The sequence below is a fragment of the Priestia sp. MDV22-iso46 genome (assembly GCF_058629175.1).
The window spans coordinates 610,973-637,443 of sequence record NZ_JBZVWT010000002.1; the positions used below are offsets into that span (position 1 = coordinate 610,973).

22 protein-coding genes are annotated in these 26,471 nt (G+C 39.2%); 21 read left to right on the forward strand and 1 reads right to left on the reverse strand.

What is annotated here, in order from left to right; translation table 11 throughout:
* The first annotated feature begins 59 nt into the window (after positions 1-59).
* From recA to spoVK, 17 genes are all read left to right on the forward strand, one after another.
* Positions 60-1,097 carry a recombinase RecA gene (recA, locus tag AC4NPH_RS15055; RefSeq protein WP_013058804.1) on the forward strand — a complete coding sequence of 346 codons (1,038 nt, stop codon included), beginning with the start codon at positions 60-62 and terminating at the stop codon, positions 1,095-1,097.
* Positions 1,098-1,377: 280 nt separating this feature from the next.
* A complete protein-coding gene (rny, locus tag AC4NPH_RS15060; protein ID WP_013058803.1) occupies positions 1,378-2,937 on the forward strand; it encodes a ribonuclease Y in 1,560 nt (519 codons plus the stop codon).
* 81 nt (positions 2,938-3,018) lie between these two features.
* A complete protein-coding gene (locus AC4NPH_RS15065; protein WP_029320635.1) occupies positions 3,019-3,816 on the forward strand; it encodes a TIGR00282 family metallophosphoesterase in 798 nt (265 codons plus the stop codon).
* Between the two features lie 223 nt (positions 3,817-4,039).
* A complete protein-coding gene (spoVS, locus tag AC4NPH_RS15070) occupies positions 4,040-4,300 on the forward strand; it encodes a stage V sporulation protein SpoVS (protein WP_003181955.1) in 261 nt (86 codons plus the stop codon).
* 75 nt (positions 4,301-4,375) lie between these two features.
* On the forward strand, positions 4,376-5,293 hold the full coding sequence (locus tag AC4NPH_RS15075) for a dipeptidase (RefSeq protein ID WP_013058801.1): 918 nt from the start codon (positions 4,376-4,378) through the stop codon (positions 5,291-5,293).
* A 184-nt stretch (positions 5,294-5,477) separates the two neighbouring features.
* The gene (locus AC4NPH_RS15080; RefSeq protein WP_180232352.1) at positions 5,478-5,654 is read left to right on the forward strand and encodes a hypothetical protein; all 177 of its coding nucleotides are present in this window, start codon (positions 5,478-5,480) and stop codon (positions 5,652-5,654) included.
* A 17-nt stretch (positions 5,655-5,671) separates the two neighbouring features.
* Positions 5,672-7,429 carry a 2-oxoacid:acceptor oxidoreductase subunit alpha gene (locus AC4NPH_RS15085; protein WP_013058800.1) on the forward strand — a complete coding sequence of 586 codons (1,758 nt, stop codon included), beginning with the start codon at positions 5,672-5,674 and terminating at the stop codon, positions 7,427-7,429.
* Complete coding sequence (locus AC4NPH_RS15090; protein WP_013058799.1) at positions 7,416-8,282, forward strand: 2-oxoacid:ferredoxin oxidoreductase subunit beta; 867 nt, start codon at positions 7,416-7,418, stop codon at positions 8,280-8,282. Before AC4NPH_RS15085 ends, AC4NPH_RS15090 begins: the two co-directional genes overlap by 14 nt.
* 554 nt (positions 8,283-8,836) lie before the next feature.
* On the forward strand, positions 8,837-10,366 hold the full coding sequence (gene miaB / locus AC4NPH_RS15095; protein WP_025601388.1) for a tRNA (N6-isopentenyl adenosine(37)-C2)-methylthiotransferase MiaB: 1,530 nt from the start codon (positions 8,837-8,839) through the stop codon (positions 10,364-10,366).
* Between the two features lies 1 nt (position 10,367).
* The gene (locus AC4NPH_RS15100) at positions 10,368-10,799 is read left to right on the forward strand and encodes a YlbF/YmcA family competence regulator (RefSeq protein WP_013058797.1); all 432 of its coding nucleotides are present in this window, start codon (positions 10,368-10,370) and stop codon (positions 10,797-10,799) included.
* A 224-nt stretch (positions 10,800-11,023) separates the two neighbouring features.
* Positions 11,024-11,569, forward strand: a complete 546-nt coding sequence (locus AC4NPH_RS15105; RefSeq protein ID WP_013058796.1) for an outer spore coat protein CotE — start codon at positions 11,024-11,026, stop codon at positions 11,567-11,569.
* 177 nt (positions 11,570-11,746) lie between these two features.
* A complete protein-coding gene (gene bcaP, locus AC4NPH_RS15110; protein WP_013084740.1) occupies positions 11,747-13,144 on the forward strand; it encodes a branched-chain amino acid transporter BcaP in 1,398 nt (465 codons plus the stop codon).
* Between the two features lie 163 nt (positions 13,145-13,307).
* Positions 13,308-15,965: a DNA mismatch repair protein MutS gene (gene mutS, locus AC4NPH_RS15115; protein ID WP_025601389.1), complete on the forward strand. Its 2,658-nt coding sequence runs from the start codon at positions 13,308-13,310 to the stop codon at positions 15,963-15,965.
* An 18-nt stretch (positions 15,966-15,983) separates the two neighbouring features.
* Positions 15,984-17,861, forward strand: a complete 1,878-nt coding sequence (gene mutL, locus AC4NPH_RS15120; RefSeq protein ID WP_013058793.1) for a DNA mismatch repair endonuclease MutL — start codon at positions 15,984-15,986, stop codon at positions 17,859-17,861.
* 101 nt (positions 17,862-17,962) lie between these two features.
* A complete protein-coding gene (gene miaA / locus AC4NPH_RS15125) occupies positions 17,963-18,913 on the forward strand; it encodes a tRNA (adenosine(37)-N6)-dimethylallyltransferase MiaA (RefSeq protein ID WP_053488000.1) in 951 nt (316 codons plus the stop codon).
* Between the two features lie 32 nt (positions 18,914-18,945).
* Complete coding sequence (gene hfq, locus AC4NPH_RS15130; protein WP_013058791.1) at positions 18,946-19,170, forward strand: RNA chaperone Hfq; 225 nt, start codon at positions 18,946-18,948, stop codon at positions 19,168-19,170.
* A 187-nt stretch (positions 19,171-19,357) separates the two neighbouring features.
* Positions 19,358-20,314: a stage V sporulation protein K gene (gene spoVK, locus AC4NPH_RS15135; protein WP_098314799.1), complete on the forward strand. Its 957-nt coding sequence runs from the start codon at positions 19,358-19,360 to the stop codon at positions 20,312-20,314.
* A 31-nt stretch (positions 20,315-20,345) separates the two neighbouring features.
* On the opposite strand, the gene AC4NPH_RS15140 is transcribed toward spoVK, so the two are convergent.
* Positions 20,346-20,957: a trimeric intracellular cation channel family protein gene (locus AC4NPH_RS15140; protein WP_013058789.1), complete on the reverse strand. Its 612-nt coding sequence runs from the start codon at positions 20,955-20,957 to the stop codon at positions 20,346-20,348.
* A gap of 277 nt (positions 20,958-21,234) precedes the next feature.
* Here AC4NPH_RS15140 and hflX point away from each other — a divergent pair, with 277 nt between their 5' ends.
* The 4 genes from hflX (at position 21,235) to glnA (ending at position 25,791) form a co-directional block, all read left to right on the forward strand.
* Entirely contained in the window at positions 21,235-22,497 is a 1,263-nt protein-coding gene (hflX, locus tag AC4NPH_RS15145) for a GTPase HflX (protein WP_078082127.1), read from the forward strand.
* A 14-nt stretch (positions 22,498-22,511) separates the two neighbouring features.
* Positions 22,512-23,774 carry a methionine gamma-lyase family protein gene (locus AC4NPH_RS15150; protein ID WP_013058787.1) on the forward strand — a complete coding sequence of 421 codons (1,263 nt, stop codon included), beginning with the start codon at positions 22,512-22,514 and terminating at the stop codon, positions 23,772-23,774.
* Between the two features lie 191 nt (positions 23,775-23,965).
* On the forward strand, positions 23,966-24,373 hold the full coding sequence (locus AC4NPH_RS15155) for a MerR family transcriptional regulator (protein WP_013058786.1): 408 nt from the start codon (positions 23,966-23,968) through the stop codon (positions 24,371-24,373).
* Between the two features lie 83 nt (positions 24,374-24,456).
* Complete coding sequence (gene glnA, locus AC4NPH_RS15160; RefSeq protein WP_013058785.1) at positions 24,457-25,791, forward strand: type I glutamate--ammonia ligase; 1,335 nt, start codon at positions 24,457-24,459, stop codon at positions 25,789-25,791.
* The last annotated feature ends 680 nt before the right edge of the window (positions 25,792-26,471 follow it).

The following is a 26,471-nucleotide window of genomic DNA, read 5'->3' on the forward strand; positions in this document are numbered from 1 at the left end:
TACATCGTAGTAAGTTTGCAGTTTATAGATGATTTCAAAGAGATAGAGGAGGAAATTGAGTGAACGATCGTCAAGCAGCCCTTGATATGGCTTTAAAACAAATTGAAAAGCAATTTGGTAAAGGTTCAATTATGAAATTAGGTGAACAAACGGAAAAAAGAATTTCTACAATTCCAAGTGGTTCATTAGCGTTAGATATAGCTTTAGGTGTAGGTGGATATCCACGTGGACGTGTAGTTGAAGTATACGGTCCAGAAAGCTCAGGTAAAACAACAGTTGCTCTTCATGCGATTGCAGAAGTTCAACAGCAGGGCGGACAGGCTGCATTTATCGATGCGGAGCACGCGTTAGATCCTGTATATGCTCAAAAATTAGGTGTGAATATTGATGAGCTATTATTATCTCAGCCTGATACGGGAGAACAAGCGTTAGAAATCGCTGAAGCTTTAGTTCGAAGCGGTGCCGTAGATATTATCGTTGTTGACTCAGTAGCAGCATTAGTGCCAAAAGCGGAAATTGAAGGAGAAATGGGAGACTCTCACGTGGGTCTACAAGCTCGTTTAATGTCTCAAGCATTGCGTAAACTATCTGGAGCTATCAACAAGTCTAAAACAATCGCTATCTTTATTAACCAAATTCGTGAAAAAGTCGGCGTTATGTTTGGTAACCCTGAAACAACTCCTGGTGGACGTGCGCTTAAATTCTATTCTTCAGTGCGTCTAGAAGTACGTCGTGCAGAGCAGTTAAAGCAAGGAAACGATATTGTAGGTAACAAAACAAGAATTAAAGTTGTGAAAAACAAAGTAGCTCCGCCTTTCCGTGCTGCTGAAGTAGATATTATGTACGGAGAAGGTATTTCAAAAGAGGGTGAAATTTTGGATATCGCTTCTGAACTAGATATTGTTCAAAAAAGTGGATCTTGGTATTCATATAATGACGAGCGTCTAGGTCAAGGTCGTGAAAATGCAAAACAATTCTTAAAAGAAAATACTGATATTCGTCAGGAAATTGCGGGACAAGTGCGTGAACATCATGGTTTAGACCAAGATGGAGAGCCAGCTCCTGAGGATGACGATCAAGGCGATTTAAATATTTAATTTGCTGCGAGATAAAAAAAGACTCCTCTATTTCAAAGAAGGGGTCTTTTTTTTGTAAAAATTGTTAATGCTAGAAAAGTAACATACGAAATTTCAATATATACTGTAGAGGCAGGCTTGACAATAAAAATGCACAGATTTACAATTAAGATGTATATTTTCCCTTTTTAAAACATTTTAGCGTTTAAAAGCCTTTGTGTGTATATTGAAAGGTGAATACGATGTACATGCCGACATGAAATTTAAAACTTACAAGTTTATAGCAAGGGGAGGTGAAATGATGGATACTAATACAATCATCTTCGCTTTGCTTGGCCTAATCGTCGGTGCAGTTGTTGGCTTTTTTGTTTGTAAATCGATTGCTGAAGCTAAAATTGCGGGAGCAAAGTCTAGTGCAGAACAAATTATCGATGAAGGAACCCGCGAGGCGGAAGCTTTGAAAAAAGAAGCTTTACTAGAAGCGAAGGATGAAATCCATCAGCTTCGTACAGAGGCAGAACAAGATATTCGTGATCGTCGAGCAGAACTTCAAAAACAAGAAAATCGATTAATGCAAAAAGAGGAAAATCTTGATCGTAAAGACGAATCACTTGATAAACGTGAAGCGTTACTTGAAAAGAAAGATGATTCTCTTACTGTTAAACAACAGCATATTGAAGAGATGGAAAGCAAAGTTGAAGAAGTAGTACGTGCACAGCAAACAGAGCTAGAGCGCATTTCAAGCTTAACAAGAGAAGATGCAAGAGCGATTATTTTAGATCGTGTTGAGAATGAACTTTCCCACGACATTGCAATAATGGTAAAAGAAACAGAAAACCGTGCAAAAGAAGACGCCGATAAAAAGGCGAAAGAAATTCTTTCACTTGCTATTCAACGTTGCGCAGCAGATCATGTTGCTGAAACGACTGTCTCAGTTGTTAACTTGCCAAATGACGAAATGAAAGGCCGAATTATTGGTCGAGAAGGTCGAAACATCCGTACGCTTGAAACTTTGACAGGAATTGATCTTATTATTGATGATACGCCAGAAGCAGTTATTTTATCAGGATTTGACCCAATTCGTCGTGAGACAGCAAGAATTGCACTTGATAAACTCGTTCAAGATGGTCGTATCCATCCCGCGCGTATTGAAGAAATGGTTGAAAAATCTCGCCGTGAAGTGGACGAATATATTCGTGAAGTTGGTGAACAAACGACGTTTGAAGTCGGTGTTCACGGGTTGCACCCAGACTTGATGAAAATTCTTGGTCGCTTAAAATTCAGAACAAGCTATGGTCAAAATGTGCTGAAACATTCAATGGAAGTAGCGCATTTATCAGGACTTATGGCTGCTGAATTAGGTGAAGATGAAACGTTAGCCAAACGAGCAGGATTGTTACATGATATTGGTAAAGCAATTGATCATGAGGTAGAAGGAAGTCACGTAGAAATCGGTGTTGAATTAGCTACAAAGTATAAAGAACATCCGGTTGTTATTAACGCGATTGCTTCTCACCATGGAGATACAGAACCAACATCAATCATTGCTGTACTAGTTGCAGCAGCGGATGCATTATCTGCTGCAAGACCAGGTGCTCGTAGTGAGACGTTAGAAAACTACATTCGTCGTCTTGAAAAGTTAGAAGAAATTTCAGAGTCTTATGAAGGCGTTGAAAAATCATTTGCGATTCAAGCAGGGCGTGAAGTTCGTATTATGGTGAAACCAGATACGATTGGTGATTTAGAAGCGCATCGACTTGCTCGAGATATCCGAAAACGAATTGAAGATGAGCTGGATTATCCTGGCCACATCAAAGTAACCGTTATTCGTGAAACAAGAGCAGTAGAGTATGCAAAATAAAAATGAAGTGGCGTTTCGCCACTTTATTTTTTTTCGTAGAGATGAAGATGCAGATTAAGAATGAAGTATAGGAGCTTTTACATGAGAATTTTATTTATTGGAGACGTAGTTGGTTCTCCAGGCCGTGAAATGGTTGAAGAATATTTACCAAGATTAAAAAGAAAATACTCTCCGGGACTTACAATTGTGAATGGAGAAAATGCAGCTTCGGGCAAAGGCATTACTGAAAAGATTTATCGTCAGTTCTTACAAGCAGGGGCTAACATTATTACCCTTGGTAACCACGCGTGGGACAAACGCGAAATTTTTGATTTTATTGACGATGCAAAAAATCTTGTTCGTCCAGCTAATTTTCCTGAAGGTACACCGGGCAAGGGAATTACGTATTTTACGTACAATCAGCTTGAGGTAGCCGTGATTAATTTACAAGGGCGCACGTTTATGGCTCCGCTTGATTGTCCATTTCATAAAGCAGATGAACTGATTGAAGAAGCACGTCAGCGCACTCCGCTTATTTTTATTGATTTTCATGCTGAAACAACAAGTGAAAAGCAAGCGATTAGCTGGTATGTGGACGGTCGTGTCAGCGCTGTTGTCGGCACTCATACGCATGTTCAAACAGCTGACAATCGTATATTGCCAAAAGGAACAGCCTACATCTCTGACGTAGGAATGACGGGACCTTATGACGGCATTTTAGGGATGGAGCGCGAAGCTGTTATTAAGCGTTTTTTAACGTCTCTTCCTGTTCGATTTGAAGTGCCAAAAGAAGGAAGAACGCAGCTTAGTGGAATCGTTATTGATATTGATCAAAAGACGGGGAAAGCAACAAAAACAGAGCGAATTTTAATTAACGAAGACCATCCATTTTTTGAATAAAGGGAAAAAGTCAATGTGTCGAAAGACGATACGTTGGCTTTTTTATTTTGTCAAAAACGTAAAAAGAAAAAAGAAAGGTGTAGAAATATAAGTTTTTGAATATTTAGGAAAAACAAGCAGGAATACGTTTGACATATCGTGAATATAGTAACATTGAAATCAATTAAGTCATTGGTCTAATGATCTCTCATCATACATTGTAAAGAATAAGGAGGAGCTAGATATGGAAATATTAAAAGTTTCAGCAAAGTCTAATCCAAATTCAGTTGCTGGTGCCTTAGCAGGCGTACTGCGCGAACGCGGCGCAGCAGAAATTCAAGCCATTGGGGCCGGGGCGCTTAATCAAGCAGTAAAAGCTGTAGCAATCGCAAGAGGGTTCGTTGCACCAAGTGGGGTTGATTTAATCTGCATCCCAGCTTTTACAGATATTCAAATTGATGGAGAAGAGCGAACAGCCATTAAATTAATTGTAGAGCCGCGATAATTATAAAAACCACGGACCTGTAAAGCATAGAAGCCAAACAGGTCCTTTTTGTATAGAGTTAAAGGGGTGTGGGTTGTGATATTTGATGCTCATTGTGATGTATTGATGAAACTCTGGCTAAATAAACGTTTATCTTTTACATATGATTCAGCGCTGCATGTGACGTTAGAAGGAATAAAAAAAGCAAAAGGGAAAGTTCAGCTATTCGCTATTTATATTCCAGAAGCGGTTCCGGCAGCTCAGCGCTTTGATGTTGCGTTAGAAATGATCCAGCTGTTTCAGAGTCATATTTTATCGCTTCCCGGTGTGAAATGGGTTCGTTCAAAACGCGATATAGATAGCTTGAAAAAAGGTGAAATAGGAGCAATGCTGACGCTTGAAGGCTGCGATGCCATTGATACAAGTTTAGTTCGCTTAAAGACACTTTTTTCACTGGGTGTACGTTCAGTAGGTTTGACATGGAATTACAGCAATGCTGTGTGTGACGGTATTTTAGAACCTCGCGGCGCGGGATTATCTTCTTTTGGAAGAGAAGTTGTTGAATTGAACAATGAATATAAAGTGTGGACGGATGTCTCTCATTTATCGGTAAGAGGTTTTTGGGATGTGATTGAGCTAGCGCAATATGTAGTGGCTACTCATTCCAATTCACACGTATTGTGTTCTCATCCCCGGAATTTAAGAGACGATCAAATTCATGCTTTAATAAAGCGAAACGGCGTGATTGGCATTACGTTTGTGCCTGAATTTTTAACGAGTTCTGCCAAAGCGCAAATAGCGGATGTGATCCGCCATCTTGATTACATGTGTGAAAGAGGAGGCGAATACTCCGTTGGTTTTGGCTCTGACTTTGACGGCATTGACAAAACGGTTCATCGTCTCGGAAGATATGAACAGTATACAAATTTAATCGAAGAACTCCTTAAGCATTACACTGAGGATCAGGTAAAACGTTTTCTGTTTCAAAACTTTGCTGATCGTGTATGCAGCTAATAAAAAAAGAGCTTTTTCTTCTTGGAAAAGCTCTTTTTTATACAAGTTATTTATATACTAATGCCTCATGTGAAGGCAGAAAAGATCATTAAAAAACTTCATCTTATTCATTAAATATAAATATAATTAAAACGATTGAGAATTCAATGGAAAGGGTTGCATTTTTCTGGCAATCGGAATAAAATTGAAAACGGATTACGGAGCTGCTCAAGCAGAAACGTATCCTGCACAGCGGCAAGGTGCTGTGGGAGTTTTGCAGATGATTTTGGTTGGTGAAATGCAGAAGCAAATGAAATCGTTTGCTAATTTAATTTTTTCAGTTTTTATTAATAAAATAGATTTCTATATTATGAGCAATTAAAGGAGTGGCGTTGATTTATGGTACAGCAACTTTCATGGAAAGTTGGCGGACAGCAGGGTGAGGGAATCGAAAGTACGGGAGAAATCTTTTCAACCGCTTTAAATCGATTAGGTTATTACTTATACGGCTATCGTCATTTTTCTTCTCGTATCAAAGGTGGACATACAAATAATAAGATTCGAGTGAGTACAACTCAGGTTCGATCTGTGTCAGATGATTTGGATATTTTAGTTGCGTTCGATCAGGAAACAATCGATGTAAACGTCCATGAGCTGCGCGTAGGTGGCGTTGTAATTGCAGATGCGAAATTCAACCCAAGTCTGCCCGAAACATGTACAACTGCTACGCTATATGCTGTTCCGTTTACGGAAATTGCAACGGAATTAGGAACGTCGCTAATGAAGAACATGGTTGCTGTTGGCGCTTCAAGTGCTGTGCTTCATATTGACACAGAAGTATTTGAAGAAGTAGTGCTTGAAATCTTCGGTAAAAAGGGCCAGAAAGTTGTACAAAAAAACATGGAAGCTATTAAAAAAGGTGCAGATTACATTCGTGAACAGCTAGGCGAACAATTAGAAACAATGAAACTAGATCCAGCGGATGGTAAAAAACGTATGTTTATGATTGGAAACGATGCGATTGCGCTAGGTGCTTTAGCCGGTGGGGCTCGTTTTATGCCAGCATATCCAATTACCCCTGCTTCAGAAATCATGGAATACTTAATTAAAAAGCTTCCTCAATTTGGTGGAACCGTTATTCAAACAGAAGATGAAATCGCAGCATGTACGATGGCTATCGGAGCTAACTATGCAGGCGTACGTGCGCTGACAGCATCAGCTGGACCTGGTCTATCATTAATGATGGAGTCGATTGGATTAGCGGGAATCACTGAGCAGCCTGTTGTTATTATAGATACGCAGCGCGGCGGTCCAAGTACAGGGCTTCCAACTAAGCAAGAACAGTCGGATTTAATGGCCATGATTTACGGTACGCACGGTGAAATTCCGAAGATCGTCATGGCGCCAAGTACGGTTGAAGAAGCATTCTACGATACGATTGAAGCGTTTAACTTAGCAGAAGAATATCAGTGTCCAGTTATTATGCTAACGGATTTACAGCTTTCACTTGGGAAGCAATCAGTAGAACCGCTTGACTATAACCGCGTTGAAATCCGCCGCGGTAAGCTTCAGCAAGGAGAGCTAGAAGAGCTAGAAGAAAAACAATACTACAAGCGCTACCGCGTAACAGAAGACGGCGTATCACCACGCGTCATTCCTGGAATGAAGCATGGCATTCATCACGTGACGGGAGTAGAACATGATGAGACAGGAAAGCCATCTGAATCTCCGGTGAACCGCGATGATCAAATGAATAAGCGTCTTCGTAAAACAAAAGGAATTCGTTTTAATACGCCAATTCATGTTCACTCTCATGAAAAAGAGTCTGATATTTTATTTGTTGGATTTAATTCGACGCGTGGAGTCATTGAAGAGGCAATGGAACGTTTGGAACAGGACGGTATAAAAGTAAATCACGCTCACATTCGTTTGATTCATCCTTTCCCAGCTGACGAACTGCTTCCTTACGTGCAAGGAGCTAAAAAAGTAGTCGTCGTTGAAAACAATGCTACTGGACAGCTTGCTAATATTTTAAAAATGAATATTGCAAGTCATGATAAAATTCAAAGCGTATTGAAGTATGATGGAAATCCATTTCTTCCGCAAGAAGTATACGCAAAAAGTAAGGAGATGTTTGTGTTAAATGGCAACGTTTAAAGATTTTCGTAACAGTGTAAAACCTAACTGGTGTCCGGGGTGTGGAGATTTCTCCGTACAAGCAGCCATTCAACGCGCATCTGCTAACGTAGGTTTAGAACCTCATGAGCTTGCTGTTATTTCAGGTATTGGATGTTCTGGACGTATCTCTGGTTATATTAATTCATATGGTTTTCACGGTATTCACGGACGTGCGCTTCCAATCGCTCAAGGTGTGAAAATGGCTAATCGTGACTTAACCGTTATCGCATCTGGCGGCGATGGAGATGGGTTTGCTATCGGTATGGGACACACGGTACATGCGATTCGCAGAAACATCGATGTGACGTATATCGTAATGGATAACCAAATCTATGGTTTAACAAAAGGACAAACATCTCCTCGTAGTGAAGTAGGATTCAAGACAAAAAGTACGCCTGAAGGATCAATCGAGTCGTCTTTATCTGTTATGGAGCTTGCGTTAACTTCTGGAGCAACGTTTGTGGCTCAAAGCTTTTCAACGAATTTAAAAGAGTTAACAAGCTTAATTGAACAAGGCATCCAGCATAAAGGTTTTTCTTTAATTAACGTATTTAGCCCGTGCGTAACGTATAACAAAGTGAACACGTATGATTGGTTTAAAGAAAACCTAACTAGTCTTAGCACAATTGAAGGTTATGATGCAAACAATCGTATGCAAGCTATGCAGACGTTAATGGAGCATAACGGCTTAGTAACAGGGCTTATTTATCAAAATGCGCATCAGCCGTCGTATCAGCAGCTTGTTCACGGTTATAGTGAAGAGCCGCTGTCAAAAGCAGACTTAGGCATGACTGAGGAAAAATTTGATGAGCTAGTAGCTGAATTTATGTAAAAGAGGCTGCAATAAAAGCAGTTTAGTAGAGGGAAAATCCGAACGTTGAACTGAGATTCTTGATGGAGAATCCAACTCGTTCGGATTTTTTCATAGTGATAGCGAACGTAGGTTTCATGTAGGGAGTGGCTTCTAGCTGTTAATTGGAGAGCTAGGAGAAGGCTCCTACGGGAAAAGCGAAATAGGTGAGAACCCGCGGGAGCGGAAGCGACGAGGAGGCTCATCGGCCGCTCGCCGAAAGCGAAGTTTTGCACAGAAATCAACAGCGGTGTAATAAGCGAATTTCTATGAGCTCTTTTATCCCATTTGTTCGTCTCTAAAATAGGTTAATTTAGTTATGTATCAATCTCTTTTTGTGATTTAATAAATATTTCGAAAGTCGAACGAAATTTTAACGAAACAGATATAGAAAATAGGTATATGATTGTGTTCGCTACTTGAAAGTTATATACTATGTTAATGTGATGAGTTTTATGCATAAGCATAAGGCTCTCACATTTTTTTGCGATTTACAGGTGCAACGTGACAATTGTCATGGCGAAAGGAGATTTTTTATGAATGAAAAACAACGTTTAGAAAGCAACCAAGTTAATCCAGCGGACAAAAAATCCGAAAAGGATTACAGTAAATATTTTCAAACAGTATACATGCCACCTTCTTTAAAAGATGCGAAAAAACGAGGAAAAGAAGAAGTTTCCTATCACAATGATTTTGCAATCGATGAACAGTTTCATGGAATGGGACAGGGACGCAAGTTTTATATCCGTACGTACGGCTGTCAAATGAATGAGCACGATACAGAAGTAATGGCGGGTATTTTTCTAGGCCTTGGTTACGAGCCAACTGACTCTGTTGAAGATGCTCATGTTATTTTATTGAATACGTGTGCAATCCGTGAAAATGCGGAAAATAAAGTGTTTGGTGAATTAGGACACTTGAAGGCCTTGAAGCGCGAGCGCCCTGAGCTATTAATCGGCGTCTGCGGATGTATGTCTCAAGAAGAGTCAGTTGTAAATAAAATTTTACAAAAACATCAGCACGTGGATATGATTTTTGGTACACACAACATTCACCGTTTGCCTCACATTCTAAATGAAGCATACTTAGCAAAAGAAATGGTAATTGAAGTATGGTCTAAAGAAGGGGATGTTATTGAAAACCTTCCAAGAGCACGTAAAGGCAGCGTTAAAGCATGGGTTAACATCATGTACGGCTGTGACAAGTTCTGTACGTACTGTATCGTTCCGTATACGCGAGGAAAAGAACGAAGCCGCCGTCCAGAAGACATTATCCAAGAAGTACGTCATTTAGCTGCTCAAGGCTATAAAGAAATTACGCTTTTAGGCCAAAACGTTAATGCATACGGAAAAGATTTTGAAGACATGACGTACGGCTTAGGGGATTTAATGGATGAAATCCGTAAAATTGATGTTGCCCGTATTCGTTTTACAACAAGTCACCCTCGCGACTTTGATGACCGTTTAATTGAAGTTCTAGCTAAAGGCGGAAATCTTGTCGACCACATTCACTTACCTGTGCAATCAGGAAGCAGCGACATCTTAAAAATTATGGCACGAAAATATTCTCGTGAACATTATTTAGAGCTTGTTCGTAAAATTAAAGAAGCCATTCCAACGGCATCATTAACAACTGATATTATTGTTGGTTTCCCAAATGAAACGGATGAGCAGTTTGAAGAAACAATGTCACTATATCGTGAGGTTGAATTTGATAGTGCGTACACGTTTATTTACTCACCTCGTGAAGGTACTCCGGCTGCTAAGATGCAAGACAATGTACCAATGGAAGTGAAAAAAGAGCGTCTTCAGCGCTTAAATGCTCTTGTAAATGAAATTTCTGCAAAGAAATTGAAGGAATATGAAGGTAAAGTTGTCGAAGTATTAGTAGAAGGTGAAAGTAAAAATAACCCTGAAGTACTGGCAGGCTACACTGAAAAAAGTAAGCTTGTAAACTTCAAAGCACCTAAGTCAGTGATTGGTCAACTTGTAAAAGTAAAAGTTACAAAAGCCAAAACATGGACATTAAACGGGGAAATGGTAGAAGAAACAGCAGAGGTGAAGTAATATGGCGCAGTATAACAAGAGTGACGTAATTAAACGTGCTCAAGAGCTGGCAAAAATGATTGCTGAAACGGAAGAAGTAGATTTCTTCAAGCGTGCCGAAGCTCAGCTTAACGAAAATCAAAAAGTGCGTGAAACCATTGCAAGCATTAAAAGCTTGCAAAAACAAGCTGTTAATTTCCAACATTATGGTAAAACAGAAGCGTTAAAACAAGTGGAGGCAAAAATCGATCGCTTACAGGAAGAGCTCGATGAACTGCCGATTATTCAGCAGTTTCAAGAGTCTCAAATAAACGTGAATGATTTGCTTCAACTTGTTGCTAACACTATTTCAAACACAGTAACGGATGAAATTATTGTGTCAACAGATGGTGATTTACTGCGCGGTGAAACAGGTTCACAGGTGCGAAACAGCCCTGGATCTAGCTGCTCATAAAGAAAAAATGCCTCAGCAATTTGCTGAGGCATTTTTTTGTGCATCCCGTGGCATAAAATTGGGCAGATTTTCTCTCTAATAATTGTCACGTTTTTCTATATCCTTGCATACAATGGAACATAGGTTTTTTATGCCTTAAACCTAGTTTCTTGAAAATAATGTGCAAACAAGTGAATGAGCCTGCATAGGATGAAATGAAGATAGTTTGAGGAGGGTATGCTCACATGTCACAACACTATAGAGAAATTATTACAAAAGCAGTCGTAGGTAAAGGTCGCAAGTTTACACAATCGTCTCATACGCTTGCACCGAAAAATCGACCAACAAGCATCTTGGGGTGCTGGGTGATTAACCATGAGTACAAAGCAAAAAAAAGCGGCAGCAATGTAGAAGTTGACGGCAGATATGATATTAACATCTGGTATTCGTACAATAATAATACAAAAACCGAAGTTTGGACGGAAACCGTATCATACAAAGATAATATTAAGCTGCGCTATAAAGATGAAGATTCGATTGGAGACGATTATGAAGTAATTGTTCGCGTGCTGCAGCAGCCAAATTGCCTAGAGTGCACAATTTCACCAAATGGCAATAAAACGATTGTTCAAGTAGAGAGAGAATTATTGGCAGAAGTGATTGGCGAAACCAAGGTTTGTGTTGCAGTAAATCCGAAAGGCTGCGATGATGAAGATGAGTTTGATTTAGACGTAGATGATGATGAATTTGAAGATTTGGATCCTGATTTTATATTAGGGGACGATGAGTAACTAGGAAGAAGTTCTTCCTAGTTTTTTTATTTTTACTATTTTAAGAAAATTCTTATAAAAACAAAAAAATATATTGCTTTTTGTCGAATGCGCAGTGTATAGTAAATCTAAAGAAAATAATGCATTAATTTTCAGAAAATTTAGTTATATCAGATAAGTATTTTTTGGGGGGTTACTATGAGCTTATTTCGAAAAAAATCAATTCAAACGTTAATTAGTGAAACCAATTCTAAAGGTGTTAAATTAAAAAAGGATTTAGGCGCTTTCGATTTAACAATGTTAGGAATTGGGGCCATTATCGGAACCGGAATTTTTGTATTAACGGGTGTAGCCGCCGCTGAACATGCCGGTCCAGCTTTAGTTATATCTTTCATTATGTCCGGACTTGCGTGTGTGTTTGCAGCTCTTTGTTATGCAGAGTTTGCCTCAACAGTTCCAGTTTCAGGAAGTGCATACACTTACAGTTATGCAACATTTGGTGAATTAATCGCTTGGATTTTAGGGTGGGATCTTATCTTGGAATACGGTCTTGCTTCTTCTGCTGTAGCCAGCGGATGGTCCGGGTATTTCCAAGGATTATTAGCAGGGTTTGGCATACATTTTCCCAAAGCTTTAACAAGTGCATACAATCCTGCAAACGGCACGTATATTGATATTCCAGCAATTATGATCGTGTTTTTAATCACATTACTTTTAACGCAAGGAGTAAAAAAATCTTCACGTTTTAATGCTATCATGGTTATTATTAAACTTGCTGTTGTACTTCTGTTTATCGGGGTAGGAGTTAGCTATGTTAAACCAGAAAACTGGACGCCGTTTATGCCGTTTGGTTTCTCGGGAGTAGCGACAGGAGCAGCAACTGTATTCTTCGCCTACATTGGGTTTGATGCTGTAGCAACAGCGGCCGAGGAAGTACGCAAGCCTCAGCGGGATATGCCAATCGGAATTATCGCATCTCTCGCGATTTGTACAGTCCTTTATATCGTCGTATCGCTTATCTTAACAGGAATCGTACCTTATACAGAATTAAATGTTAAAAACCCTGTAGCATTTGCTTTAAGCTACATTAACCAAGACTGGGTAGCAGGATTTATTTCATTAGGCGCAATTGTTGGTATTACAACGGTATTACTCGTTATGATGTATGGACAAACTCGTTTATTTTATGCGATCAGTCGAGATGGTCTATTGCCAAAGCCTTTTTCAAAAATTAGTGAGAAAAAACAAACGCCAGTAGTAAATACGTGGATTACATGTTTACTAGTATCCATCTTCTCTGGTTTAGTACCATTAGGAAGATTAGCAGAGTTAACAAACATCGGTACTCTTTTTGCTTTCATGACCGTATCAATTGGAATTTTATATTTACGTAAATCAAAACAAACTTCAGAATCGACTGGTTTCCGCGTACCGTTCGTGCCGGTGATTCCAATTTTAGCTTTTGTGTTCTGTTTATACTTAGCACTTCAGCTTCCAAAGTTAACATGGATTAGTTTCGTAATTTGGCTTGTACTAGGGCTAGTGGTTTACTTCTTATACGGACGTAAGCATAGTCATTTGAACAGCAGTAAATAATGAAAAGCTTCGGACAAGCTTCTTCCTTCGTCCGAAGCTTTTTTATTTGTTTTATGAAAAGAAATTGAAGATTGTTCTATTTGAATAAATTAAGTTTAAGAAAGACTTATGTTATAATACGTGTAGCAAAAACGCACAACTAGATGTGGTATGGAGGAATAGTATGGCAGCGTATACGCCAATGATACAGCAATATTTGAGAATTAAGGCAGAGTATCAAGATGCCTTTTTATTTTTTAGATTAGGTGATTTTTATGAAATGTTCTTTGAAGATGCTACGACAGCTTCTCAAGAACTTGAAATAACATTAACAAGTCGAGACGGAGGAGGACAAGAGAGAATTCCGATGTGCGGGGTTCCGTATCACTCTGCTCCTACGTATATCGAGCGTTTAATTGAAAAGGGATTTAAAGTAGCTATTTGTGAGCAAGTAGAAGACCCTAAGCATGCAAAAGGTGTTGTAAAGCGAGAAGTGGTACAGGTGATTTCACCCGGAACACTGATGAACGAACGCGGACTGCATGAAAAGGAAAATAACTATATTTGTTCTGTTACTGGGTTCGAGGATCAAACGTTTGGTCTTGCTCTTTCTGATTTGTCTACAGGAGAAAACAGCGTAACGCTTGTTAGTTCGTTTCACGATATAGTCTCAGAGATTTATGCAAAAGAAGCAAAAGAAGTCGTTGTAAGCTCTGAGTTTCCTGCTGACTTATTACAAACACTAAAAGAGCGCATGACGATTACCATTTCTTATGAGAATAGTACAGAGCAAGTAGAAGGACTAGATTATTTAGTAGAGTCGCTTCAGCAGCAAAAGCTTATTACAACGTTTGCGCGTATTCTTCAGTATTTAACTCGCACGCAGAAGCGTTCGCTTGAACACTTACAGCCCGTGCAGTTTTATCAAATCAATGAATATATGAAAATTGATTTGTTCTCTAAGCGAAACTTAGAGTTAACCGAAACGATTCGTTCAAAAGGAAAGAAAGGCTCGCTTCTATGGTTATTAGACCAGACTGTTACGGCAATGGGCGGCCGTTTATTAAAAAATTGGATTGACCGTCCGCTTTTAAAACAAGCGGATATTGATAATCGTTTGAATATGGTAGATGTCTTAATGAAACAGTTTTTTGAACGAGAAGAACTGCGGGAGTTGCTAAAAGACGTATATGATTTAGAACGCTTAGCTGGTCGAGTAGCTTTTGGTAATGTAAATGCTCGTGATTTAATTCAATTAAAAAAATCATTGCAAAATGTGCCTCATATCCAAGAGGTTGTGAATCGTTTGAATCACCCTTATGCCACCAAGCTTGTTGAAGACATTGATCCTTGTGAGCGATTAGCTAATCTTCTTGAAAGAGGATTAAAAGAGCACCCTCCTTTGTCAATTAAAGAAGGAGACATTATTAATGACGGCTATCATGAACAGCTTGATCAATACCGAGATGCAAGCCGAAACGGAAAAACGTGGATTGCGTCACTTGAACAGCAAGAGCGTGAGAAAACAGGGATTCGCTCACTGAAAATTGGTTATAATCGCGTGTTCGGCTATTATATAGAAGTAACGCGGGCAAATCTCCATCTTTTGCCTGAAGGAATGTATGAACGAAAACAGACGTTAACCAATGCAGAACGTTTTATTACGCCTGAGCTGAAAGAAAAAGAAGCGCTGATTTTAGAAGCGGAAGAGAAAATTGTAGAGCTGGAATATGAATTGTTTTTACAAATTCGTGAAGAAGTAAAAGCATATATTCCAAGGCTGCAAGAACTCGCTAAAAAAGTAAGTGAGCTTGACGTACTGCAGTGCTTTGCAAAAATCAGTGAAGAACGTCATTACACGAAGCCTATTTTTTCAAGTGAAGATATTTCGATTCAAAATGGACGCCATCCAGTGGTAGAAAAAGTAATGAATTCGCAGGAATATGTGCCAAACGACTGTCAAATGACGGATGATAGTTCAATTTTACTGATTACAGGACCCAATATGTCTGGTAAAAGTACGTACATGCGTCAGGTCGCTTTAACGGCGATATTAGCTCAAATTGGCTGTTTTGTGCCAGCAGACGAAGCGGTTCTGCCGATTTTTGATCAAGTGTTTACACGTATCGGAGCAGCCGATGACTTAATTTCAGGTCAAAGTACGTTTATGGTCGAGATGCTAGAAACGAAAAATGCAGTGACAAATGCCACTCAGTCGAGTCTAATTCTGTTAGATGAAATTGGACGCGGCACGTCTACGTATGACGGAATGGCTCTTGCTCAAGCAATTATTGAATACGTTCATGAACATATTGGCTGTAAGACACTATTTTCTACTCATTATCATGAATTAACCGTACTCGATGAGTCGCTTCCTGCGCTTAAAAATGTTCATGTAAGCGCGGTTGAAAAAAATGGGAAAGTCGTCTTTTTACACAAAATCAAAGATGGTGCCGCAGATAAAAGTTATGGTATTCACGTAGCGGAACTAGCGGAACTTCCAGATCCGCTTCTAGAGCGAGCTCGCGTCATCTTACACGATTTAGAACAATCTTCTGAGCGTGAACCTGTACATCAGGCTCCAAAAAGAGAAGAGATGACACAACAAGTTCCACAAGAAGGTGCTTCTTTGGTTCAAGAAGAACGTGCAGATAATAAAAAAGCAGATGAAGCCAATCAGCTTTCGTTCTTTGAAATAGAAGAGAAAAAAGAAAAGCCTGCGCTTTCGAAACGGGAAAAAGCAATTATAGATCGTTTAAAAGAGCTGGATATTTTAGAAATGACGCCTTTAGACGCAATGAATGCGATGTATGAACTGCAAAAATCATTAAAGAAGAAATAGATTGAGAGGAGTGAGTCTGTGGGTAAAATTGTGCAGCTTTCAGACGAACTTTCAAATAAAATTGCTGCCGGAGAGGTTGTTGAACGACCTGCTTCGGTGGTGAAAGAACTAGTCGAAAATGCTATTGATGCAAACAGTACAGTTATTGAAATTGAGCTAGAAGAAGCTGGGCTTTCAAAAATTCGTATATTGGATAATGGAGACGGCATTGCTTCTGAAGACTGCTTGACCGCTTTTAAAAGACATGCGACAAGTAAAATCAAAACAGAGCAAGATTTATTTCGAATTCGAACGTTAGGATTTCGCGGTGAAGCTTTGCCAAGTATTGCTTCGGTTTCAATGCTTGAACTCAAAACGAGTACGGGAGAAGAAGCCGGCACTCATCTTAAACTTAGAGGCGGAGAAATCGTTCATCACGAATTAACGTCAAGTCGAAAAGGTACCGAACTTGTTATTGAAAACTTATTTTTCAACACACCTGCACGTTTAAAATATATGAAGACGGTAAACACGGAGCTTGGTAACGTAACGGACGTAGTCAATCGCCTTGCGATGTCTCATCCTGAAGTTTCAATTCGGCTGATGCATCAAGGAAGACAGCTTCTGTATACGAACGGAAGCGGAGATGTGCGTCAAGTGCTTGCAGCTATTTATGGAATGGCAGTGGCCAGAAAAATGATTCCGATTAACGTTCAGTCTCTTGATTATGAAGTGAGTGGTTACGTCGCTCTTCCTGAAATTACAAGAGCTTCTCGTAACTACATGTCGACCATTATTAACGGTCGGTTTGTTAAAAACTACGGGCTGTTAAAAGCGGTACAGCAGGGCTATCATACCCTTTTACCTATCGGCCGTTTTCCAATCGTGTTTTTAACCATTACAATGGACCCTTTGTTAGTGGACGTGAATGTTCATCCAGCGAAACTAGAAGTGCGCTTAAGTAAGGAAGCGGAGCTGTTTGAACTTATTGAACAAGGAGTGAAAGCTGCTTTTAAAAAGCAGCAGTTAATTCCGGATGCTGTAGTACCAACTAAGTCAAAATCAGCTGTTCAGCCAACTGAGCAGCAGACCTTTACATTTGATCATCGGTCTAAACCGTCTGGCTATCAGCCGTCTGACATGGTTCGCGAGCCTAGCCTTAAGGAGGCTCCCGCTCGTGTAGACGAGATCATGCCGCCTGTTAAAAAAGAGGTCATACGTCAAGATGAAGAACTCGAACCAACGTTTCGAGAAATAGAACACTATGAAGAATCGGTGGAAGAAAACGCTCCTATTCCAGAACCGAGCCATTCAGCCAAAGAGCGGCCAGAACCGCGTGTTCCTGCGATGTACCCAATTGGCCAAATGCACGGAACGTATATTTTGGCACAAAATGAAAAAGGATTATTTATTATTGATCAGCACGCGGCGCAGGAGAGAATTAAGTACGAATATTTTAAGCGAAAGCTTGGAGAAGTAGATTCAGAAGTTCAAGAACTGCTTATGCCGCTTACGCTAGAGTTCTCGGGAAATGAAGCCTTGATTTTAGAAGAATACAAAGACATGCTTGCTGAAGTAGGAGTCTTTTTAGAACCGTTTGGACAAAACTCCTATATAGTTCGTTCGCATCCGCAGTGGTTTCCAAAAGGAGAGGAACAGGAAACCATTGAAGAAATGATTCAGCAAATCTTTACGATGAAACGAGTCAATATCGAAAAGTTACGAGAAGAAGCGGCTATTATGATGAGCTGTAAAGGATCGATTAAAGCGAATCATCATTTGCGAAACGATGAGATTTTTGCTTTACTTGAAACGTTGAGAAAAACAACAGATCCATTTACGTGTCCGCACGGACGACCAATTATTATTCATCATTCGACGTATGAAATGGAAAAAATGTTTAAGCGAGTGATGTAGGCAAATGCGGCTAGCTGCAGCTAGCCGTTTTGTTGAATAAATCATGGCCATTTGGATAAAATGGAATGATGTGAATGCCTATAGATGAAAGTAGTGTTGTTATGACGGGAGAGAAACCCAAACTTATTGTCATTATTGGACCAACTGCGGTTGGTAAAACAAAATTGAGCATTGAACTTGCCAAACAGTTAGACGGAGAAATTATTTCAGGTGATTCCATGCAAATTTATAAAGGGATGGATATCGGAACAGCAAAGGTGTCAGAAGAAGAGATGCAGGGTATTCCCCATTACCTGATCGATATTAAGGAGCCAGATGAATCGTTTTCTGTGGCAGAATTTCAAGAGATTGTAAGAAAACAAATCGATGATATTCATGCTAGAGGAAAAATGCCGATGATTGTTGGAGGGACGGGTCTTTATATTCAATCCGTTATTTATGATTATCAGTTCACAGAAACTCCTAGTGATGAAAAAGTTCGTGAACGAATGGAAGTATTTATTAAAGCTCATGGCATTGATCCCCTGTATGAAAAGCTAAAAGAAATTGACCCAGACAGTGCAGCTGCTATCCATAAAAATAACCATCGCCGTGTAATCAGAGCGCTTGAAGTTTATGAAGTAACCGGCAAAAAATTCAGTGACTATACAAAAGAACAGTCGCAAGAGTTATTATATGACGTAAGCATTATTGGACTTACAATGGATAGAGACGTATTATATGAGAGAATTAATCACCGAGTCGATATGATGATGCAGGCTGGACTGCTTGATGAAGTCAAATCATTGTACGAAAGTGGTCTGCATGATGTACAATCAATTCAAGCTATCGGCTATAAAGAGCTGTATGCTTATTTTGAAGGACGCTGTACGCTCGAAGAAGCCGTTGAACAGTTGAAACAAAATTCACGCAGATATGCAAAGCGTCAGTTAACGTGGTTTCGAAATAAAATGCCTGTAAAATGGATAGAGATGGAAGTTGACAATTTTCCCGAAAAGTTTGCTGAAATTTTTACATATATTGCAGGAAAGCTGAAGAAAGAAGCGAATTAAGTAAACAGATAGAGAAACGAGGAGGCCGAATAATGAAACAATCAGTTAATATTCAAGACCAATTTTTAAATCAATTACGTAAAGAAAATATTTATGTGACGGTATTTCTTTTAAATGGTTTTCAATTAAGAGGACTAATTAAAGGATTTGATAACTTTACTGTGTTAATTGAATCTGAAGGAAAACAGCAGCTGATTTATAAACATGCTATTTCGACATTTGTACCAAATAAAAATATTACAGTAGAACTTGAATAGAGATTAATGAGAAGCATCCGCATATTCGGATGCTTTTTTTATGCAAATAAAGGCTTAAAAAAGTTTCTTAACATTGTTTTTACTCATCGAACATAAACCTTATAATAGACGATTATTTCTTCGGTAATAAGAGATCATTGTCTTCGTATCGTTCATCGCATGCAGCTATGCGATACAGAGAAGTGGGATGAAACGAGAGGTGAACATGGTGGAGCAGCCGATAACTCTTAAAAATAATGGGCAAATTAATATCATTTTAAATAATGAAACAAAAAAGGAAAAATCGTATACGACATCAATTCCGCGTCCTGCCAAAAAAGCTGTGCTAAATCATGAGCCGCTTCGGGAAATTGAACGAGAAATGAGCGGACTGGTTGGAATGGAAGAATTGAAAAAAATGATAAAAGAAATATATGCGTGGTTATATATTAACAAAAAAAGAGAGGAACAGGGCTTAAAAGCGGGAAAGCAGGCGCTGCATATGATGTTTAAAGGAAATCCAGGAACAGGGAAAACGACGGTAGCCCGCCTGCTAGGTAAATTATTTTTGAATATGAACATCTTGTCCAAAGGACATTTAATTGAAGCAGAGCGGGCAGATTTAGTTGGAGAATACATTGGTCATACGGCTCAGAAAACGAGAGATCTTGTAAAAAAAGCGCTTGGAGGTATTTTATTTATTGATGAGGCTTATTCTCTTGCAAGAGGGGGAGAAAAAGATTTTGGAAAAGAAGCGATTGATACATTGGTCAAACATATGGAAGATTCAAATGATAAGTTTGTATTGATTTTAGCTGGTTATCCAAGAGAAATGGAAAATTTCTTAAGTCTTAATCCAGGACTGCGCTCTAGGTTTCCGTTTATTTTTGATTTTCCGGATTATGATGTCAATGAACTGATGGACATTGCCGGTCACATGATGAATGACAGACAGTATCAGTTTAGTACAGAGGCCTATAAAAAGCTAAAAGATCATTTCATGGACGTGAAGTACAATCAGACGCCTAGGGATTTTAGTAACGGTAGATATGTGCGAAACATTATCGAACGTTCCATACGCACTCAATCCATGCGGCTTTTAGAAGAAGAAAGCTATGAGCGCAACGAGCTTCTAACTTTAACGTCAAGCGATATTCAGCTGTAAAAAAAAGCCTTTCGTCATGAAAGGCTTTTTTCTACATATTTGGCTGTCGAATCGTTTTGATCGGCAGGCGCCATTTGTAAATATATGAACACATCCGAAGACCTACAAGTAAGATAAATAACGTATAAAGTTCTACAGGCGTATTTGTAATATGCAGCCCCACGCTAAATCCTGCGATAATCGCCCATACCGCATAAATTTCATCTTTAAGAACAGTAGGCTTTCGGCGTGCTAATAAATCTCGGATAATCCCCCCACCGCTTCCTGTTAAGACCGCAGCTACAATAACCGCGCTAAGCGGATGGTTCATATGAGTGGCATAAAGTGCTCCTTGAATCGCGAATGCTGCAAGGCCAATGGCATCCGAAAAGTTTCCCCATCGCTTCCAATGTTTTAAGATATTGTTTGGAAATAAAAAAGTGGCAGTGATAGATAATAAAGCAATCTGAAAAAAGAGTCCTTGTTCCCAAAGGGCAGACACCGGTACACCGATAAGCAGGTTTCGAATGGCTCCTCCGCCAAAAGCCGTTACGATTCCGAGTATGTAAACGCCTAAAATATCATATTCCTCTTCCATGGCAATGAAAGCTCCGCTGATTGCAAAAGCAATCGTTCCAATAATGCTAAGTACGTCCCAAGTCATGATGCTATCCCCTTTATTCTGTTTTCACCAAGTAGCGACTATTATTTTAAAATCAGGCAGCCTGATTCAAATTTCGATAAGTAAACCAATTCAAATTGTATACAGAATTTCGTGATATTTCAATGTTTTTTTAATCATCGTTTTATAGATTTTAAAAAGGGTGTTAAACTAGTAAAAGACAATGTATTCTGTCTCTTTTGCAAAGATGGAGAAATGGACATTTTTTTGATATGATATGAATGATTTGTCAATTTAATAGTAAGGGAAGGAAAAATCTTTGACAGCAGAAATGAATACTGAACTTGAACGCGTAATTTTAGTCGGATGTCAGCTTCATGACGATGACGAACGTTTTGAATATTCAATGGATGAGCTAGCATCTTTAACTGAGACTGCAAAAGGCGAAGTGCTGGTAAGGTTAACGCAAAAGCGCGATCGCATTCATCCAGCTACTTATATTGGAAAAGGGAAAGTAGAAGAACTTGTAGCTCTTGAAGAAGAGTTAGAGCCTGATTTAATTGTATTTAATGATGAATTGTCACCGAGTCAAATCCGCAATTTGTCAGCAGGGTTATCTGCGCGTATTATTGACCGCACGCAGCTGATTTTGGATATCTTCGCACAGCGTGCTCAAACGCGAGAAGGAAAAATGCAGGTGGAACTTGCTCAATTAAATTATCTGCTACCTAGGTTAGTAGGACAAGGTACCGCTTTATCGCGTCTTGGAGGCGGAATTGGAACAAGAGGTCCTGGTGAAACGAAACTTGAAAGCGACCGTAGACATATTCGCCGTAAAATTGATGAAATTAAGCGTCAGTTAAAGACAGTGGTAAGTCACCGCGAACGTTATCGAGAAAGACGTAAGCGTAATCATGTCTATCAAATTGCAATTGTGGGCTATACGAACGCTGGTAAATCGACGATCTTTAACCGTTTAACAGAAGCTGGTATTTTTGAAGAAAATCAGCTGTTTGCAACTCTTGATCCAACGACAAGACAGTATACGCTTCCGTCAGGATTAACGGCTCTGTTAACGGATACGGTTGGATTTATTCAAGATCTTCCAACAACGTTAGTAGCCGCGTTCCGTTCAACACTTGAAGAAGTAACCGAAGCTGACCTTGTTCTGCACGTGGTAGATTCATCTAATCCAGATTACAACAACCACGAAAAAACAGTGCATCGCTTACTAGAAGAGCTGAACGTAACGGACATTCCGATGCTGACAGTTTACAATAAAGAAGATATGCAGCATGAACTATTTGTCCCATCCGCTTCGACATCGTTATCAATGAGCGCTTTTAAAGCCGCTGATTTAGTGAAGCTTGGGGAAAGAATTCAAGAAGAAATGAAAAAAGAAATGGCGTTTTTTCATGTGCTGCTGCCGGCTTATGAAGGGAAAATGCTCGCTGAACTCAAAACGGTCTCTATTGTTGAGTCGTTAAAATTCAATGAAGAAACTGAGAAGTATCAGTGCAAAGGGTATATTGCAAAAGAGCATCCCCTTTACAAAAAGCTACAAACGCTTGAAGAAAGTTGAGGAACAAAGAAATGATGTTTGATCAGTTAAAAAACGGGGCACGCATTCGAGAACTTGCTGCAAAAGTAGAAAAACAAATTAAGCCCGTGCATGAGAAAATTGACGAGCGCATTGAAGCAAATCAATTTCGGGTGCTGCAAAGCTTTCAGCAAAATCGAGTGAGTGATTCACATTTTAATCCGACAACGGGGTATGGATATGACGATCTAGGCCGCGATACGTTGGAGAAAGTATACGCGGACGTTTTTGGAACAGAAGCTTGCCTGGTGCGTCCGCAAATTATTTCAGGTACGCACGCAATCGGCATATCGCTGTTTGGTGTACTGCGTCCTGGAGATGAACTATTATATATAACCGGAAAGCCTTATGACACCCTTGAAGAAATTGTTGGTATACGAGGAAGCGGCGTAGGCTCTTTAAAAGAATATAATATTAGCTATAAATCAGTAGATTTAACAGCGCAAGGTCAAGTGGATTTTGAGGAAGTGAAAGCGTCTATTCATGAGCACACAAAGATGATAGGCATTCAGCGCTCAAAAGGTTACGGCATTCGTCCTTCTTTTACAGTCGCGCAAATAAAAGAAATGATTTCTTTTGTAAAGAGTATTAAGCCTGACGTTACAGTATTTGTTGATAACTGCTACGGTGAATTTGTAGAAACAATCGAGCCAACGCATGTAGGAGCAGATTTGATGGCAGGGTCGCTTATTAAGAACCCCGGTGGAGGCCTTGCTAAAATCGGCGGTTATATTGCAGGACGCAAAGATTTAGTGGAGGCTTGTTCATACCGAATGACAACTCCTGGAATCGGTGCAGAAGCTGGAGCGACGCTTTATAGCTTACAAGAAATGTATCAAGGATTCTTCTTGGCGCCGCACGTAGTCGGTCAAGCATTAAAAGGAGCGGTTTTTTCATCCGCTATGTTTGAAGAACTAGGGATGCAAAGTGAACCGAAGTGGAACAGTGAACGAACGGATTTAATTCAATCCGTGCAGTTCGATGACCGCGATAAAATGGTTTCTTTTTGTCAGGCTATTCAATTCGCTTCGCCAATTAATTCACACGTAACAGCCTATCCTGCTTATATGCCAGGGTACGAAGATGATGTGATTATGGCAGCAGGAACGTTTATACAAGGAGCAAGCCTCGAGCTGACGGCAGATGGGCCTATCAGGCCTCCATATGTCGCTTACGTGCAGGGTGGGTTAACGTATGCTCACGTAAAAGTAGCAATATGTATGGCAGTAGATCAAATGCTGACGAAAGAACTTTTATAAAATATAAGATAGAAAGACTATTTTTCTCCCCGCTAAGAAAGAAAAGATAGGCTTATAAAAATAAACGAAGTGCTATTTATTTGTATAGAAGAAATGTTCAGAAAAATTTATGTTAGAATTACTAACATTCGGTTGACAGGTGAACTAACATAGCATACAATGTAAATAGTTAATCCAAAGGAGGAACTGAAATGAGTGACAACATTCGAAGAAATACGCCACTTTTCCCAATTGGAATTGTGATGCAGTTAACTGAGTTGTCGGCTCGCCAAATTCGCTACTATGAAGAACATGAATTAGTTGCACCAGTAAGAACAGAGGGAAATCGACGATTATTCTCATTTAACGATGTTGATAAGCTGCTTGAAATCCGTGATCTTATTGAACAAGGTGTAAACTTAGCAGGTGTAAAACAGCTGTTTCATCTTCAAAAGGAGCAAAAAGGGCATAAGCAAGAAGAAAAAGTTGTGGCAGCAACAGCAAAGCCAGAATTAACGGACGATGAATTGCGAAAAATGCTTCGTGCAGAACTTATGCAAGCAGGCCGTTTTAATCGAGCAACTTTAAATCAAGGAGATATGTCCAGGTTCTTTCATTAATAAAGTTATCAATATTTATGCCGTTCGTATATGAGGGGTATAGATTATAAATATTATATAGAGATTTAGGGGAGGATCACACGATGGCAAAGTACACAAAAGAAGATATTTTCCGCAAAGTTCAAGAAGAGAATGTAAAGTATATTCGTCTTCAGTTCACTGACATTTTAGGAACAATTAAAAACGTTGAAATTCCAGTAAGTCAATTAGAAAAAGCGTTAGACAACAAAATGATGTTTGACGGTTCTTCTATTGAAGGGTTTGTGCGTATTGAAGAATCAGATATGTACCTATTCCCGGATATTGATACATTTGTTATTTTCCCTTGGACATCTGAAAAAGGTAAAGTAGCACGTTTTATTTGTGACATCTACAATGCAGATAGAACTCCGTTTGATGGCGATCCACGTAATAACTTAAAACGTGTGTTAAAAGAGATGGAAGAGTTAGGATTTACTGATTTTAACCTTGGACCTGAGCCAGAGTTCTTCTTATTCAAATTAGACGAAAAAGGCGAACCTACATTAGAATTAAATGATAAAGGTGGCTACTTCGACTTAGCGCCAACTGACCTTGGTGAAAACTGCCGTCGTGACATCGTATTAGAGCTTGAAGAAATGGGCTTTGAAATTGAAGCATCTCACCATGAGGTAGCTCCTGGACAACACGAGATTGACTTCAAATATGCTGCTGCATTAAAAGCTTGTGATGATATCCAAACGTTCAAACTTGTTGTAAAAACAATTGCACGTAAACATGGCTTACATGCTACATTTATGCCAAAACCATTATTTGGTGTGAATGGTTCAGGTATGCACTGTAACGTTTCATTATTTAAAGATGGTCAAAACGCATTTTATGATGAAAACGGTAATCTAGAGCTAAGTGATACTGCTCGTCAATTTATCGCAGGTATCATCAAGCACGCACATAGCTTTACAGCAGTAACAAATCCTACTGTAAACTCTTATAAGCGTCTAGTGCCTGGATATGAGGCTCCTTGTTATGTTGCATGGTCTGCTCGCAACCGTAGCCCATTAATCCGTATTCCAGCTTCTCGCGGCGTAGGAACTCGTGTTGAGGTACGTAGCGTAGACCCAGCTGCTAACCCATATTTAGCAATGGCTGTTCTATTAAAAGCTGGTTTAGATGGAATCAAGAACAACCTTGAAGCTCCAAAACCTATCGATCGTAATATCTATGTAATGACAAAAGAAGAGCGTATTGAAGAAGGTATCGTAGATTTACCTGCAACATTAGCTCAAGCTTTAGATAGCTTCCAATCAAACGAAGTTATGGTTTCTGCATTAGGTGAACACTTAGCAGAGCACTTCGTTGAAGCGAAAGAAATCGAATGGGATATGTTCCGTACACAAGTTCATCCTTGGGAACGTGACCAATACATGAGCCAATATTAATTCCTAAAAGTCCGAGAGATCGTTTATACGTTCTCTCGGACTTTTTTGTTTTTCAAAATGAATAATATTCTGCATGCGTATATTAAATATCGAACTAAGCTGTTCATAAAACAAGTATAGCTGCCTGTCGTATAATTTACGGGAGGCTTTTTATTGTTTTGTTATATACAGGAAAGAATTTGGTTATATGAATTAAAAAGGATAATCTTTTTGTCTCATTGAATCTATATGTAAAAGTAGTGTATAACAGATAGAGAGATTGTTTATGTGTTCACTCTGCACTGTATTTCAGTATAACTTCAGAGAATTTTCAGCCAGGCACAGTATCGATAGAAAATACTGTTGGAGAGGAATGTAAGGAAAATGAAAGAAGGAAATTTCTTTAAAGGTTTGGTCATAGGAATTTTAATAAGCATTCCAATTTGGATTATTCTCATTGTTGTAGGTGTTCTTCTTTTTAAATAGGCTTATGACGATAATAGAATAGACAAAACTTTCCTTGTAGTGTATACTTTAAATGAAAATGATAATTATTATCATTTAATCAACGAATCAACACTCTGCATATAGCTGTCACTCCTTGAGAGCTATCCTTATTCAGTATTCTGTCTATAAAGCAGAATAACCCGTTGCCATTAGGCAGCGGGTCTTTTTTTAGTGATTTTTCACCTGCTAGGCTA